At 67.9% G+C, this 14,124-nt stretch carries 17 protein-coding genes and 1 pseudogene; 10 read left to right on the top strand and 8 right to left on the bottom strand.

Annotated elements, in window-relative coordinates; genetic code table 11:
- Positions 1 to 137: 137 nt before the first annotated feature.
- On the bottom strand, positions 138 to 1,142 hold the full coding sequence (locus EDD30_RS10800) for a hypothetical protein (protein WP_071806633.1): 1,005 nt from the start codon (positions 1,140 to 1,142) through the stop codon (positions 138 to 140).
- Positions 1,139 to 1,732 carry a hypothetical protein gene (locus EDD30_RS10805; protein WP_143162769.1) on the bottom strand — a complete coding sequence of 198 codons (594 nt, stop codon included), beginning with the start codon at positions 1,730 to 1,732 and terminating at the stop codon, positions 1,139 to 1,141. Before EDD30_RS10805 ends, EDD30_RS10800 begins: the two co-directional genes overlap by 4 nt.
- Before the next feature lie 397 nt (positions 1,733 to 2,129).
- Here EDD30_RS10805 and EDD30_RS10810 point away from each other — a divergent pair.
- A pseudogene (locus EDD30_RS10810) lies at positions 2,130 to 2,724 on the top strand (IS5 family transposase); the annotation flags it as partial.
- A 48-nt stretch (positions 2,725 to 2,772) separates the two neighbouring features.
- A complete protein-coding gene (locus EDD30_RS39865) occupies positions 2,773 to 3,078 on the top strand; it encodes a hypothetical protein (protein ID WP_071806635.1) in 306 nt (101 codons plus the stop codon).
- Positions 3,079 to 3,098: 20 nt separating this feature from the next.
- On the opposite strand, the gene EDD30_RS10820 is transcribed toward EDD30_RS39865, so the two are convergent.
- Complete coding sequence (locus tag EDD30_RS10820; protein ID WP_071806636.1) at positions 3,099 to 3,653, bottom strand: hypothetical protein; 555 nt, start codon at positions 3,651 to 3,653, stop codon at positions 3,099 to 3,101.
- Positions 3,654 to 3,843: 190 nt separating this feature from the next.
- Positions 3,844 to 4,029, bottom strand: a complete 186-nt coding sequence (locus tag EDD30_RS38215) for a hypothetical protein (protein ID WP_143162770.1) — start codon at positions 4,027 to 4,029, stop codon at positions 3,844 to 3,846.
- Between the two features lie 119 nt (positions 4,030 to 4,148).
- On the opposite strand from EDD30_RS38215, the gene EDD30_RS10825 reads away from it, so the two are divergent.
- The 7 genes from EDD30_RS10825 (at position 4,149) to EDD30_RS41985 (ending at position 8,444) form a co-directional block, all read left to right on the top strand.
- A complete protein-coding gene (locus EDD30_RS10825; RefSeq protein WP_071806637.1) occupies positions 4,149 to 4,496 on the top strand; it encodes a PadR family transcriptional regulator in 348 nt (115 codons plus the stop codon).
- 2 nt (positions 4,497 to 4,498) lie between these two features.
- Positions 4,499 to 4,876: a DUF1048 domain-containing protein gene (locus EDD30_RS10830; protein ID WP_071806638.1), complete on the top strand. Its 378-nt coding sequence runs from the start codon at positions 4,499 to 4,501 to the stop codon at positions 4,874 to 4,876.
- Entirely contained in the window at positions 4,873 to 5,688 is an 816-nt protein-coding gene (locus tag EDD30_RS10835; protein WP_071806639.1) for an ABC transporter ATP-binding protein, read from the top strand. Before EDD30_RS10830 ends, EDD30_RS10835 begins: the two co-directional genes overlap by 4 nt.
- On the top strand, positions 5,685 to 6,449 hold the full coding sequence (locus tag EDD30_RS10840; RefSeq protein ID WP_071806640.1) for an ABC transporter permease: 765 nt from the start codon (positions 5,685 to 5,687) through the stop codon (positions 6,447 to 6,449). The genes EDD30_RS10835 and EDD30_RS10840 overlap by 4 nt, the downstream gene beginning before the upstream one ends.
- A gap of 1,016 nt (positions 6,450 to 7,465) precedes the next feature.
- Positions 7,466 to 7,606 (top strand): recombinase family protein, encoded by a 141-nt coding sequence (locus EDD30_RS41980; protein ID WP_244945196.1) that lies wholly within the window; start codon positions 7,466 to 7,468, stop codon positions 7,604 to 7,606.
- A 317-nt stretch (positions 7,607 to 7,923) separates the two neighbouring features.
- Complete coding sequence (locus EDD30_RS38980; protein WP_170047391.1) at positions 7,924 to 8,067, top strand: hypothetical protein; 144 nt, start codon at positions 7,924 to 7,926, stop codon at positions 8,065 to 8,067.
- Between the two features lie 14 nt (positions 8,068 to 8,081).
- Positions 8,082 to 8,444 carry a hypothetical protein gene (locus tag EDD30_RS41985; protein ID WP_071806641.1) on the top strand — a complete coding sequence of 121 codons (363 nt, stop codon included), beginning with the start codon at positions 8,082 to 8,084 and terminating at the stop codon, positions 8,442 to 8,444.
- Between the two features lie 10 nt (positions 8,445 to 8,454).
- On the opposite strand, the gene EDD30_RS10855 is transcribed toward EDD30_RS41985, so the two are convergent.
- Positions 8,455 to 8,709 (bottom strand): DUF6248 family natural product biosynthesis protein, encoded by a 255-nt coding sequence (locus EDD30_RS10855; protein WP_071806642.1) that lies wholly within the window; start codon positions 8,707 to 8,709, stop codon positions 8,455 to 8,457.
- Between the two features lie 159 nt (positions 8,710 to 8,868).
- Here EDD30_RS10855 and EDD30_RS38990 point away from each other — a divergent pair, with 159 nt between their 5' ends.
- Positions 8,869 to 9,027, top strand: coding sequence for a hypothetical protein (locus EDD30_RS38990; protein WP_170047393.1), 159 nt, complete (start codon positions 8,869 to 8,871; stop codon positions 9,025 to 9,027).
- A gap of 100 nt (positions 9,028 to 9,127) precedes the next feature.
- On the opposite strand, the gene EDD30_RS10860 is transcribed toward EDD30_RS38990, so the two are convergent.
- From EDD30_RS10860 to EDD30_RS10870, 3 genes are all read right to left on the bottom strand, one after another.
- Complete coding sequence (locus EDD30_RS10860; RefSeq protein ID WP_071806643.1) at positions 9,128 to 11,380, bottom strand: hypothetical protein; 2,253 nt, start codon at positions 11,378 to 11,380, stop codon at positions 9,128 to 9,130.
- Between the two features lie 27 nt (positions 11,381 to 11,407).
- Positions 11,408 to 13,300: a hypothetical protein gene (locus tag EDD30_RS10865; RefSeq protein WP_071806644.1), complete on the bottom strand. Its 1,893-nt coding sequence runs from the start codon at positions 13,298 to 13,300 to the stop codon at positions 11,408 to 11,410.
- Between the two features lie 83 nt (positions 13,301 to 13,383).
- Positions 13,384 to 14,064 carry a LysM peptidoglycan-binding domain-containing protein gene (locus EDD30_RS10870; protein WP_071806645.1) on the bottom strand — a complete coding sequence of 227 codons (681 nt, stop codon included), beginning with the start codon at positions 14,062 to 14,064 and terminating at the stop codon, positions 13,384 to 13,386.
- Positions 14,065 to 14,124 lie beyond the last annotated feature (60 nt).

Consider the following 14,124-nt stretch of genomic DNA (forward strand, 5'->3'; position numbering starts at 1 on the left):
GCGTTTCTCCCGTTGTCCTGGAACGACCGTCGATGTCCGACGCCCTGTCCACTCAGCACGAGTGGTGCCTTCCGCCGTCTCGGGTGGCAGCCGGCGGGCGGGGTGGCACGCTGCCCCCGCCCGCCCCTAAACCGGATCTACGCCGCGGGGCGGCGGTAGGGCTCCAGCGCCGGCCACGGGAACTGCCTGATCAGGGCGGCCATCTGATCGGTCCAGGCGGATACGTGGTCCGGTGCAGCGCCGGCCGCGCCCGGCCCGTCGACCGCGTACAGGAGGTCACCTTCGATCCACCACTCCGGCGGGAACCCGTCCGCGCCGGCCGCCGCCCGCACCGACGCGGTGGTGAGCGCCTCGGCGAAACCCGGATCGTCGGTGTAGGCCGCGGCGTCCACGGCGCGCGGGGCGTCGGGATCGATCCCGTGCTTCTGCAGCACCTGCCGCTTGACCGACTCCATGATGTGCTGGGTGAGCAGGTCCGCGCTCGACATCGTGTCCGACCGCGGCGGCTGCTCCTGCAGGGCCAGGGCGTGCAGATAAGCGCCCGAGAAGTACGGCAGCGCGAACGGTAGGCGCAGCGCCCACACGGTCTGGGTCGAACCCCGCTCGCCCGCCCGCGACCGGTCGAAGACGGTGATCGGCACCCCGTCGGCCGTACCGGTGAGCACCGAGCTGCCGGTGGTGCTGCGCGCGTCGTTGGCCACCGCGACCAGTCGCCCGGCGGTCTCCGGGCCCGCGACCGGCACCTCGGCGGTCGGCGCGAACTGCCATCCCCGCGCGGCGGCCAGCGCGGCGCGGCGGTGCTGTGCCGCCTGCCCGGCGCGGAGGCGCAACGCCTTGACCACGAGGACAGCCAGCCCCGCCTCGGCAGCGGCCACGGCCAGCGCGACCGTGATGCCGAGGGGCTTGCCCAGCAGGTTGCTGAAAGCGGCCACAAGGGAGAAGACCGACAGGGTCAGCAGGGCCAGGCCGAGGGCGAGGCAGGCGCGGCCCAACCGGCGGGACAGCAGCACGCCGCCCCAGCCGGTGATGGTGAGCCCGCCCGTCACGGCGGCGGGCGTGGGCAGGCCCATCTTGGCCAGGCCCACCGCGACGAGCAGGGTCACGCCCAGGCCGGTGAGGGCGGCGAGCCGAGGTCCGATCACGACTTCTCCTTGACCCAGTCGACGACTGGCCGGTTCAGCCCGGCCACGACCTGCTGCAGGCGTGTGCCGAGGGTGTCTTCCGTGTGCGCGGTCACCGGTACCTTCCGCCCGTCCAGCGCCACCAGCTCGTACGCGAGGGCCCGGGTCGGGTCGTCCTTCTTGAACCGCACTCGCAGCATGTCAACGTCGGGCCAGGCGACCACCTGGGCGCGGCCGTTCTTGGTGTGGACCAAGCCACCCGCGTAGAGGTAGTCGGCCGTGAAGCCGGCGAACAACGCCGCGAACGCCATGAGCACGCAGAACAGCGCGCCGATCACGAAGAGCACCGCGATGAACGCCAGCGGCCGGAACGGTATGAACTCAAGCGACCAGTTGATCAGCGCGGCGATGCCGAACAGCGCGGCGGCCGCCCCGATGCCCAGGCCGAAGTTGGCGAACGGATTCTGTCCCTTGCGGGCCAGCTCGAGCGAGCCCAAGCCGTGCGTGGCGGCGAGGGCCGCCACCGCCTCGGGCACCGGTGCCCCGGCCGGGCCGGTGGCAGCCGGCGCCTGTCGCGGATCCTGCTCCACGTTTTCACTGCTCCTCTCCATGGTCGCCACCCCCGTGTGGCGGCGCGACCGAAGAGGGTAGCGCGTCCGCGCTGACCTGCGAAAACTCTGCACAACGGGTGCCCGGGCGATGACCTTGGGTCGCCACCGATCCTTACGATCCATCGGGTCTGGGCGACATGCCCGGCAGGCGGCATTCAGGCGGGACGGTGGCGTCAGAGTCGTCTCCATCCTCAACCTCGTCCTTGCAGCACCAGACTTGCACTCGACCTGAATGCCTGCGCCGCCGCCTCAGCCTTCCTCGACATCCGCGTCGACGGCCGGCTACTGCTGGCGTCGCGCCTGAGTGCCTTGCTCGCTACTTCAAGATCGGGTTAGGGCCGGTTCTACGCTCCCGGTGTGAGCGGTGTGAGCGGTGTGAGCGGTGTGAGCGGTGTGAAGCGTGATGCCCAGGCCGCATCAGCACGCCGCTGGAGCCCGCACCAGCGGTCAGCGTGAACCGGCCGGCGGCCTCAGGCCCGAGCCGTCCGATCACGCGTTGGGCCGCTCTCGTGGAGGCTGGACCACGAAGCTGCACCTGGCCTGCGAGCAGGGCGGTAAGCCGTTGTCGATGCTGCTGACCGCGGGCCACCGCGGCGATAGTCCCCAGTTCGCGCCGGTGCCGGCCGCCATCCGGGTGCCCCGTTGCGGGCCCGGTCGTCCCAGAACCCGGCCCGACCTCGTCTTGGCCGATCGTGCCTACACCTTCCGCGCGAACCGCGGCTGGTTACGCCGGCGCGGGATCAAGGCACGCATCCCGAGCAAGACCGACCAGGACGCCCACCGCCTGGCCAAAGGCTCCCGCGGCGGCCGTCCACCCGCCTTCGACCCGCAGGTCTACCGGCAACGCCACGCCGTGGAGTGCGGCATCAACCGCCTCAAACGCCACCGCGCCGTCGCCACTCGCTTCGACAAACCTCGCCGCCCGCTACGAAGCCACCCTGCACATCACCGCGATCAACGAGTGGCTACACGCACTTCGAGACGCGCCCTAGGCCCTCGGCCGGTGGGCGCGCCGCCGCGCCGACCCGCAAGCCGACGCCGTGGCGCTCGACGAGCGGCACCTACTCGTCTGCGACCTGTGCGCCATCGCGGTCCCCGGCCGCGCCGGCGCCGACGACCGCGACCAGTGGTTTGGTCCGCACCCGATCGAGGTCGGCGACGACTGCGCCAGTGCGGCGCCGGCCGGCTCGTCGCGTAGGCCGACCGCGGCCAGGTGCCCACCCTCGCCGAGCGCCTTGCCCAGTTCCGTGCCCGCCTTCCCGGATGACCCTGTCCGTGCGGTGGAAACACTTCACCCGGCCGAGATGTGCCAGACCGTCACCTTTGTGATGGCGGCCGGGCGGTAAACCGGCGAGTCAGGAGAAGGTCACTCCGAACCAGCGCTCGGGAGCGAGGTCACCGTGGCGCCTCGTCGGAACGTGAGATTCCCCCTTACCCAGTAGGTGCCTGCGCTTTGGGACTGCCACGCGGTGGAGCAGATGGTGGTCACTGCCCCGCCGAGTTGGGTGAAGGGTTGGTAGGACCGCCGACCCTTGTCGCAGTGCACTTCCTGGATCCGCTGGGAGGGGCCCGCGTAGTGCAGGTTCATCCGGAGCTCGTCGAGGTCGACCTTCTTGAGCTTGTGGATTCGGTTGGCCGGGCAGCTGACGTTGGGGGGTGGCACCGAGACGGTGCAGTCGCCCATCGGCCAGTCGAAGCGAGCTTCGATCCTCCGACGTACCTCACTGCCGCCGGCTTTCCACTGCACACACATCCGCTGCCCGATCCGACCCCAGGTCGGGGTGTTGGCGACGATCGTCGATTCGGTCCAACTGCTACACATCTGCCGGGTGTTTGCCGCGTGGGCGGCCGACGCTTCCGGCAGGACGACGCCGCCGATGACCGCCGCCAAGGCTGCGAAATAGATGGTGATCCGGTGCATGTCGGGGGTCCCTTCTGGTGAGATTGGACCCGCTGCCATAGCGGGTGCGCCGGTCACACGATGAGGCGATCCGCCCGGTTCAGAAAGCTCCGCGAAGTACCACTTCCGAGGCCCCTTTTGGGTGAGCGCTTTGCCGCATCTCATCTTCCGTGCAGTGTCGCACCGTGACAGTCGCCGTGGGTGGCTGAGCTCAGTCATGGGTTGCGGCGGCCGGCTGCCGCGCCGCTTCCGGTCCTCTGAACGAGGCCGAGCGAGCGAACGAGCAAGCTAGAAACCCGCCGTCGTAGCGCAACCGGATCAGCATGACGTGGACGCTGGCTGCGACGAGAATCAGCGTGTGCGCATCATCGCCCTGCCGGACGTCGATGCCTTCCACGTCGTGGTCGCCAAGTGCCCCGCTCTCGAGCTCCTCGGTATTCAGCGTTGCTAGCTACCGGTACCTAGTGTTACCGTCTACCAGTAGTCAGCGACGCTGAATAGCGAAGGGGTGATGGCATGGGCAACCAGATGACAGAGATGCTGAAGGGCACTCTCGAAGGCATCGTCCTGGCGATCCTGGCCCACAGATCCGCATACGGCTACGAGATCACCTCGTGGCTACGCGACCGCGGATTCTCGGACATCGCGGAAGGCACCATCTACGCGCTGCTCGTCCGCGTCGAGCAGCGCGGGTTCGTCGACGTGGAGAAGGTTCCCTCCGAAAAAGGGCCCCCGCGGAAGGTGTATTCACTCAACGCGAAGGGGCGAGACCAACTCGCCGAGTTCTGGAGGACGTGGAGCGTCCTCGCGGAACGCATCGAGCAACTCCACCACACCGACAACCAACACGACGAAGGAGCGTGAGCATGGCCGCGAAGTGGATCGAGACGCTCCTCGGGTCGCTCGAGCAGAAGAAGCAGTACAAGCGCCACATGGCCCGAATCGAGGCCCTGCCGGAGCCCTATCGCAGCGCGGCCAAGGCGCTTCAGCGGTACTTCGTGTACCAGGGAGGGATCCTCGACGGCGACACGCTCATCACGATGTTCGGCGACTTCGTCGACCTCTGGGAGCGTGCGGTCGCCGACGGCACGCCAGTCCGCGCAATCGTCGGCGACGACCCGGTCGAGTTCGCCGAGACGTTCCTGCAGGCGTACTCGGGCAAGCAGTGGATAGACAAGGAACGTGAGCGCCTCCGGAAGGCGATCGACGCCGCCGCTGAGAACGGCGAGGAGAAGAGCGCATGACCACGACTAAGACGCGCGAACCCGCTATTAGGGTGCAGGCCATCACGAAGTCCTACAAGGACCTGCACGTGCTGCGGGGCGTCGACTTCGACGTGGCAGCCGGGAGCATCTTCGCTCTGCTCGGCTCGAACGGTGCCGGAAAGACCACGCTGGTGCGGATCCTGTCGACGTTGCTGAAGGCGAACACCGGCACCGCGACCGTCCACGGCTTCGATGTCTCCTCGGCCTCGGGCGACGTACGCAAGTCGATCAGCCTGACCGGCCAGTTCGCCGCAGTCGACGAAGTGCTCACGGGCCGGGAGAACCTGGTCCTGGTCGCGAAGCTGCGCCACTTGAAGAACCCGGGTGCGATCGCCGACGACATGCTCGCCCGTTTCTCGCTCACTGATGCCGGAAATCGCCGGGCGGCGACGTACTCGGGCGGCATGCGCCGGCGACTCGACATCGCGATGAGCCTTGTCGGCAACCCGCCGGTCGTCTTCCTCGACGAGCCGACCACCGGCCTCGACCCGCAGGCCCGCATCGAGGTGTGGCGGACGGTGAAGCAGCTCGCCAAGGATGGCACGACCATCCTGCTGACCACCCAGTACCTCGACGAGGCCGAGCAACTCGCCGACAGGATCGCGATCCTGCACGAAGGCACGATCATTCAGAACGGCACCCTCGCCGAGCTGAAGCAGCTCCTCCCGTCCGCCAAGGTCGAGTACGTCGAGAAGCAGCCGACCCTCGAGGACGTCTTCCTCGCCCTCGTCGGTGACACCAGTGACACCGCCGACGAAGCCACCATGTCCGCAGGAGAGGAACCTCGATGACCGCCCACGTCCTCAGCGACACCGGAACCCTCACCGGCCGCTCCCTGCGCCACATCCTCCGCAGCCCGGACACCATCATCACCACAGCGGTCACCCCGGTCGCACTGATGCTGCTCTTCGTGTACGTGCTAGGCGGCGCCATCAACACCGGATCCGACGAGTCCTACATCAACTACATGCTCCCGGGCATCCTGCTCATCACGATCGCATCCGGTATCGCCTACACGGCATACCGCCTGTTCCTCGACATGCAGGGCGGCATCTTCGAGCGCTTCCAGTCGATGCCGATCCGACGACCCTCCGTGCTGTGGGCGCATGTCCTCACCTCCCTCGTCGCCAACCTGGCCTCGATCGCGATCGTCACAGGCGTCGCGCTGACCATGGGGTTCCGCACCGGCGCCTCCGTAGCCGACTGGCTCGCCGTCGGCGGCATCCTGATCCTGTTCACCCTCGCCCTCACCTGGATCGCCGTGATAGCGGGCCTGTCCGCCAAGACCATCGACGGTGCGAGCGCCTTCAGCTACCCGCTGATCTTCCTGCCGTTCATCAGTTCGGCGTTCGTCCCCACCGACTCGATGCCGGCCCCGGTTGCATGGTTCGCCGAGAACCAGCCGGTGACATCCATCGTGAACACTCTCCGCGCGCTGTTCGCGCAGCAACCCGTCGGCAACGACATCTGGATCGCCCTCGCCTGGTGCGCCGGCATCCTCGTGGCCGCCTACGCCGCCGCGACAGCGATCTACCGCAAGAAAATCAGCTAGTCGATCACAAGGGGACAGCGCCGCATCCGAATGCCTGCGGCGCTGTCCCCTGCGCCGCAGGTCTGCCACCCTGCGCGCGGCACCAGGCTGAGCGGAACTTCTCCGCTCAGCGGCATGAAAGATCGTCGCCAGTGATGCCTAGATCGGTATCAGACGCGTTTGCACTGGTGGGGTCCTGTGGTGGGCGCGGCAGGTTTCGAACCTGCGACCACTCGCCTGTAAGGCGACCCGCTGCCAACGATTGACCGGACCCCAGTTTACCGGGGAACTGCCGTCAACGAGAAACGCACAAGCGAGTGCTCTCTGTGGCCGCAGGTCAGCCCGCCCTCCGGCGAGCTTTGCCGTCCGCGGCCGCCTGTAGCTGAGCGCGGCGAAACTTGAGGAACTCGACCCACTCGGTCTTCACACTGGAATCGACGGCGGGTCCTGCAGGATGGCGATGACCTCCTCCAGAGACTCGGCGAAAACCCTCGGCTGCTCCGGCGGTAAGCCCATCTCGTCAGCAGTGACTCAACGTCAAAGACGGCGCTTGCCGCGCTCTAGATAACGATCGTTTCCCGGACAAGATTAAGAACTGCCAACTTCCGAAGTCGTCTGCACGGCGGTCCTTTTCAGACGGGCCGAGTGCAGAGGACTTCGGGCATCGGGCTTGTTCGTACTCGTGTGCACGGGCTGCGACTTGCCGCGTACTCGTGTGCACGACGCGCAGGGCCGCCGGGCGCGGGCCCGCGAACGCTTCCGCCAACAGTCGACATGCCTCCGGCAGACCGACGGCCTTCGCCAGCGCGGATATGTCGTACCGGGGCCGTACCGTAGATCTATGATCAATCCCGGGACGGTGCCCATCGACGACGCCCGCGAAGACCTCGCGGTCTCCGCGCTCGACGTGTTCCTGACCGCCGTCCAGGCCCGCGCCGCCGAACTCGAGACCGCCCCGCTCAAACGCCGTATCGCTGGACTCACCGGCGAGGCGAAACGCGACCCCGCGGCCGACCGCGACGGCCAAGGGCGTACGGGTGGAGTTCGTCAAGGAGAGCCTGACCTTCACCGGCGAGGACTCCCCGATGGCCGCCCTGCTGCTGTCGGTCATGGGCGCCTTCGCCGAGTTCGAACGCGCCCTCATCCTCGAACGCCAGCGCGAGGGCAGCCGCGGCTAAGCAGCGCGGCGTCTACACCGGCCGCAAACCCGCCCTCAGCGCCGAACAGGCGCAGCAACTGCGCGAGCGCGCCGCTGCCGGCGAGCGGAAGTCCGCTGGCCAAGGAGTTCGGCATCAGCCGCGAGACGGTGTACAGCTACCTGCGTCCCGCAGCCGTCACCGGCTGATCGCCCAGGGAAAGAGTCACCGCGGATCGGCTCGGCCCAGCTCCGTGACGCTCGGCAAGAAGTCGGCCGAGATGTCGGCGCTGCACAAGTAAGCGCATTCCCATTCGAACCGGTCACGGGTATGACAGCGGACTACCACCTGGAGTTGACATGAGCCCTGGTGAACCACGGCGAGCGGCGGTCTTCGCCGACTACGGGCAGTTCTACGTCCAGGACGCCGACGCGCATGATGCCGAAATGCGCGCCGGCGCGGCGATGGCGCCCGAGCGCGGCACGCCGCCCAACGCACCGTGAAGGGACGCGCAGCGATGACCGAGCCCTGCCCCACCGGCGCCGTGCCCGGCGACGACCTGACCGCCCGGGCCTTGAATCTGCTGAGCGCCGAGGTCGAGCACCTGTTCGCCCGGTACGAGGCGCTCGCCGCGGCGAACCGGCGCCGCGGCGAGGAACGCGCCGCGGAGCTGCAGGCCGCGGCCGACCAGCCCCACATCCGCCAGAGCACCAAAACCCTCCCGGCCAGGTCCAGGACGCCCACCCGGCTCCAAGAACCGACACCAGACACCCCGCCACGACGTCGGCAAAACCGTCAAACGAGAGACATCACTCGGAGGACCACCCCGCCGCAAGCCCAAACCCGAAGGTTAAAGAACAGGCTGAGCGCCTGTCTCTGAACCCCGATGGTCAACTTGACCATGACGGTAAGCCGTCACCAGGGGAGATCAATCGAGTCACCCCGCCGGTCTCGGGGTTGACCGGATTCCAGTCGCGCAGATCGGCGCGGCGCCGCGCGCACTGCTCGTGCGGTCCGGCGTCGCAGTGTCCGTACGGTCCCCACTGGCAGGCACACAGCCGGACCATCGCCTCGTAGTGCTCGTTGTCGCGGAACAGCACCGTGCGGCGGATCCAGTCGGCGGCGCGCTGGTCGACGGTGATCATTGGGTCCTCCTGCGGTGCATAGGTGACGGCGATGGGGCCGCGGGCCGGTCGGGGTCACCGGCCCGCGGCACGGTCACCGGCGCAGCGTCTGTCCGTACGTGACGGCGCGCACCTGATCGGCCGAGGGCGGGTCTGGACCTGTACGGCTACGCTGACCGCATGTTGATCGGGGTAGCTGTCGGAGTGGTCGTGGTCGCCGTGCTGTCCGCGCTGGTCGTGCGCCGCCGCAGCTCTGCGCCGTCCGCGCTGCCGGGTGGCAAGGTGCAGAAGGAACGCACCGTGGGCTTCGGCCACTACGGCGACAAGGCCGGCTTCTAGGACCCGTCCTGGCAACCGATCGACCCGACCAAGTTCGTCACGAGCTTGCGGACCCGGGTGGACGCCTCCCTGGCGCGGTGGATGAGTCGCCTGCCGGGTGCTATTTCGGGTGAGGTTCTTGCTCGTGGTGGCCCTGGAGCTCGCGCGGGGCTGGAAAGACGGTGGCCCACACAGCCGCCTTCGCCGCATCGCCGCTGCCGGCGACGGCCAGGGCGTGGGCGGTACGAGCACCGTGCTGTTCCACTTGTGCGGCTTCGGCTTCCCTCAAGCGGGCGAGGGCACCCTGCAGACGCGTACCGTAGTCGTCCAGAGCGGTGCCGCCGCCGAGGAACGCATCTACGACGATGCCGTCCGTGCGCAGCGTGTTGGTCGTGACGGCGAGGATGACGCCGGGCACGGTCACCGGGACCCCGCCGGATGTCGCGCTGTCATCGCCGTCCGCGGGCTCGGGATAGGTCATGGCAAGGTCGGGGTCGAAGCGGCGCCAGCTGAGCGTCTCGGTCGCCGGGACGGTCTTGGTCGCGTCGTGCGGGTCCGGTTCGGTTCGGATCTTGCCGGTGATCGGGTCACGGGAGGGCACTTGTCGGCTGACATCCTCGATGATCCGCTGCCACTGCCCCCGGTAGTCGAAGATGGCGTCCAACTGACGAAGGATCGTGGCTTCGGCCAGGGCGACCCCCTCGTCACCCGCGCATATGCCCTTCAGTAGGGCGTTCAGCTGCGGCAGCGCCACTTCCTCGTAATCGACCTTCGGGTTCTTGGTCTCGGGATGCGTGGAGTCGGGTACCTGCATGACCCGTTCGCCGGCCGGCGTGAACCACTCGGTCAGGTGCCCCACCCGCACGTCCACCAAGTGCAGAATGGAAACAAATTCTTGGGTCATCTGCCGGAAGACGAAATTCAGCGTACGGGAGAGACTGGTGTTTTCGAGCGTACGCACCACGGTCTGCTCGTTTTCGGTTCCCGAGGTGACCGTCTTGGTGGTGTCCACCTTGATGTCGCGCTTGGAAGACTTTTCCGCGGCGTGCCGTGAGGTGCCGTTGGTGACGTTCTTGGTGAGCTGTTCACGGGCGGACGACGTGCCGTAGGCGAGGCCGGCCTCCACCGAGGCGGAGCCCCACCCCCAGGTCGCGCCCGCCTTGACGTTGACGTTCGCCTTGAGAGACTTCTCGTCCTGCGTCTTGGTGGTGTCCTCGTTGGCGATGGCGGAGGTCAGTTCATCGTCGGTCGTCTCGCTGAAGCTGTCGAAGACGCTCGACGTGTTGGTCGCCGTCGTGCTCGCGGTGTTGAAGGTACGGATGGTGATGTTCGTCTTCTCTCCCGGCAGAAGGCTGAAGGTCTGCACGATTCTGCCCGCGCCGTAGCGACCGAGAAAGTTGGACAACCGCAGGCATTCCACGAGCATCAGGCGATGCCGGGGAACCGACGACACGGCGCTCACGGAGAACTTCCGCACCACCTGGCTGCTGGCCCCCGCCTTGTTGGTGGCCAGTACCACTACCTTGTGGCTACCCACATCGGTCAGCGTCAGCGGCTTGGAGAACGAGCCGTCAGCCGCGACGGGGACATCTTCGGGCGACCCGCCGTCCAGGAGAACGGTGCAGCTCTTGATTCCCGCCGCCGCATCGACGGCTTTTCCGGCCACATTCAGAGTCGCCGTACCCTCGGCGGACAGGGTCAGCGACATCGCCTCGGACGGGTCGTCCACGGTCAGGCTCGGCGGTGTCGTGTTCGGCGACGGCGGTGTGGTGAGCTGTCGAACCTCGACCGAGCGTGGTGCGAGCGTAGCGAATTCCGTATCGGCAAGCATCAGGCGTGCCGAGATCGAGACCGGGCCGGGGCGTACGGAGACCGCCGCGCTGTACTCTCGCACGCTGCCCGACGGACTGCCCGCCGCCTCGGCGGAGTAATCAGTGCCGTTCACGGTGATGGTGGCGTTCGAGGGTCGGACGCTCGTGTGCGTGAACGTCGCCTGGACGGCGACCCGCAGGTCGAAGCCGTCCGGGCCGCTGTCGAAGGTCGAGCCCTGAGCGGGCTCGGCGACCCGCAGGACCGCCTGCGGCTCCGGCGGGTCGTGCATCGGGCCCTCGCCGTCCCCTCCGTTCGGCGGCCGTAGCTGCGGCGCCATCCTGCCGCGCACGGTGGACGGCAACGCGAACGACGGCACGGCGGTCGGCGTCGCGGCGTCCAGCGAGACGGCCTGCGCGTGGAACGGATCGTTCGAGCCGAAGTCCAAGGTGATGTAGCTGCGCCCAGGAAAGCTGGTCGGATCGGGCACGTTGTACGACAGGCCGGGAGCGTTGCCGGCGTCGGAGCTGTCCAGGCGCACCAGTGGCGCCACGTTGTCGGTCATTTCCTCGTCCTTTCCTATCGGCCTGAATCAGACCCCTTGTGGTGTGCGGAACCGTTCCTGCAGACCCAGTGGCGCACCGGTTTCTGGGTCTATGAAGACGAATGGAGCGGTGAGCGAGGTCGCCGCTCTCCCCGCGCCCTGCGCGAGAACCGCCAGCCACTTGGCAACCGGGCTCAGCGCCTCCCACAACTTCGTGGCAGCCAACGTCCCGGCACCGACGGCGGCCGCGCCGGCGAGCCATCCGGCCATGTCCTCACCGTTGGCCGCGTGGTCTCCAGCCGCTCGGGCCAGGGCTTCCACGCCCGCCGGACCGCCCGTTTGCCTCGCCGCGTCGGCCAAGGCATGGGCGAGGACCAGTCCGAGCAGGGTGAGGCTGATGTCTCGCTCATCGACCGGCTTACCGGCGGCGCTGTCGTCATCCTTCCGGCTGCCCAGGATCTGATAGCACAGCACGCCCGGGATGGGCACCTCCACATCCATCACGCGGCCGTCCCAGAGGAGCACCCGCCGCGGTGGAGTCCACGATCCGGGCTCCCAAAACCTGACCGGTCCAATCTTGGACAGGTCGACGTGGTCGGGCACCGGACGGGTCACGAAGCGGGCGAACTCGGCGAGCACCTTCGCGGACCACGCCAGCGCGCGCCGTGCAGGAATCGCGTCCACCGTATTGAAGATCTCCCATGCGTTCAGGAACAGTAGATATCGGCCGTACAGTTGCTTGGCTCCGCGCACCGCCTGAGCCTTCGGCTTGATCTCGTAGACGTGCCGGAGCGCGGGGTCGAGGATGTCGGGCTGACCGACCGCTCCGGTGACGACGCTGAGCAGCGCCGTCCTCACCGTCTCCCACAGCGAGTCGGCCGCGGCCACGTCGGAGAGGGTCTTGTCCCCGACCCGGAATCCCGCCAGTATGTTCTCGGCGACCGTCTTGCGGTCCAGCAGGTACAGCGCGAGGAGGGTTCTTTCGGCGATGAAACCGTCCGTTGGCGAGTGCCGCCGGATCTCGCCAGCGCTTCGGCGTTCCCGTACCCACGCGTTCAGCTCCGCTCGCTTCGCCGCGGGCAGGCCGAATTTCAGTAGCCGCTTCCAATTGAGCCTGCTGAGCGGTCGCAGCAGGCGCAGTGTCTTCGGCGGGGGTGCCGCGCCCGCGGCCGCCTCGGACCGGATGCCGGGCGCGGTCGGTGGACCGGCAGCGGCGATCAGTGCCACGATCCAAGGGTCGGTTTCGGGAGGGTCCGGCTCTGTCTCGAACATGGCCGGATCGACGGCGTCGTCATCGGGCTCGCTCCAGAACTCGTCGGCTGCGTTGTCGAACTGGCCCTCCGCCTCCGGATCCGGCGGGTCGTCCTGGTGAGCTGGCGCGGCCTTGCCCAGCATCCAGGTCAGGGCCTGCTGGTTCATCCCGAGCGACGACAGCGCGCGGGAGACGACCTGACCGCACAGCTCTTGCGCTTCTTCCCACGTTGGCGGGCCTTCCCGGGAGACCCCCACGGCGGTGCGTAGCAGGACGGTCAGAGGCCCCGCGCCGTCCCGGGACGGCGGCTCTGCGGCGACCGGGGCCGGTGACAGCCGGGCATGCGGTACGACAAGTGCGTGCGCATAGACGGCATCGACAAGATCCCCCGCGACGCGCGCGGATCCGGGAGCACCACGCTCGACACCGAGTGCGCTCATCAGTACGTCCACCAAAGTGAGCACCGTGACGAGATCCGGATCGAACGACTGCGCTGCGTCCTCGCCGGTTGCCGTGTCCCGGGTGAGCACGGCGGCCCCGTCGAGGGCGCGCTCCCTCTCGACTGGACGGCCCTGGACGCAACGCAGGGATGCCGAATCGACCGCTGGGCAGGCCAGCAGGATCGGTTCTCCGTCGGTGATCCGCGATGTCGTTGCCGTGCCGCTGTGGGCTCGGGAATTCTCGGCCATTGCTTCGCCCTCCTTGATCGATGAGTTCGCGGCCGTCGGGGCCGGACCTGTGGACTCGATACCGGCCCGGCGCCGCCGAGGCCTCAGGTGAGTCGAAGGACCTGTCCGTCCGCGAGCACATCGGGATCCGAGATGTGGTTCAGCCGGCAGAGCGTGTTGACGGTGGTCCGGTACCGACGTGCGATACCGGTCAATGTGTCGCCGGCCCGGACACGGTATGTCCGGGGACGGGTGACCGGCCTGGGGCCGTGCCCCCAGCGGCGTTGCCAATCGCCGAGTGACTCGCCGCCGAGGATCGAGACGATCGCGTCGATCGCCTCGCGGTCGTTCACATAGGCCCGTCGCACGCTGATGTGGATGTGCCACAGGTGCGAGTCGTCCGAGGTGGCCGCCTTGTCGCGGACGAAGTCCCATCCCTCCACGTCATGGTCGGCGTCGACGTTGCCATAGAACTCCCGCATCGCGTAGGTACGGGGGTCTCTCACCCGGCCGGCGTCCAGCAGCCGCTTGCTGTACCGGGCGATGGTGGTGAAACGACCGGCCTGGGCGTCGGGGAATGTCCAGTCGATGGCGGCGGCCGCATCGCCCGGGCCTTTGCGGTCCCGGGGCAATCGGATGGAGTAGTCCCATCTCAAGCCCTGGGCCCGCAGACGGTTGCGAGTGTTGTGGTAACCGGGCTTGTCAGCGAGAATCCCGCCGAGCTTCGAATCCGGTTCGAGTTTCTTCATTTCCGGCCAGAGCACGCTTTCGATGAGATAAGACATGGCTTTCCGCTCCTGTCTGACGGTTTTTCGAACTGATGGGAATCGTTCTTACGTCGTGCG

The organism is Couchioplanes caeruleus (assembly GCF_003751945.1).
Lineage (GTDB): Bacteria > Actinomycetota > Actinomycetes > Mycobacteriales > Micromonosporaceae > Actinoplanes > Actinoplanes caeruleus.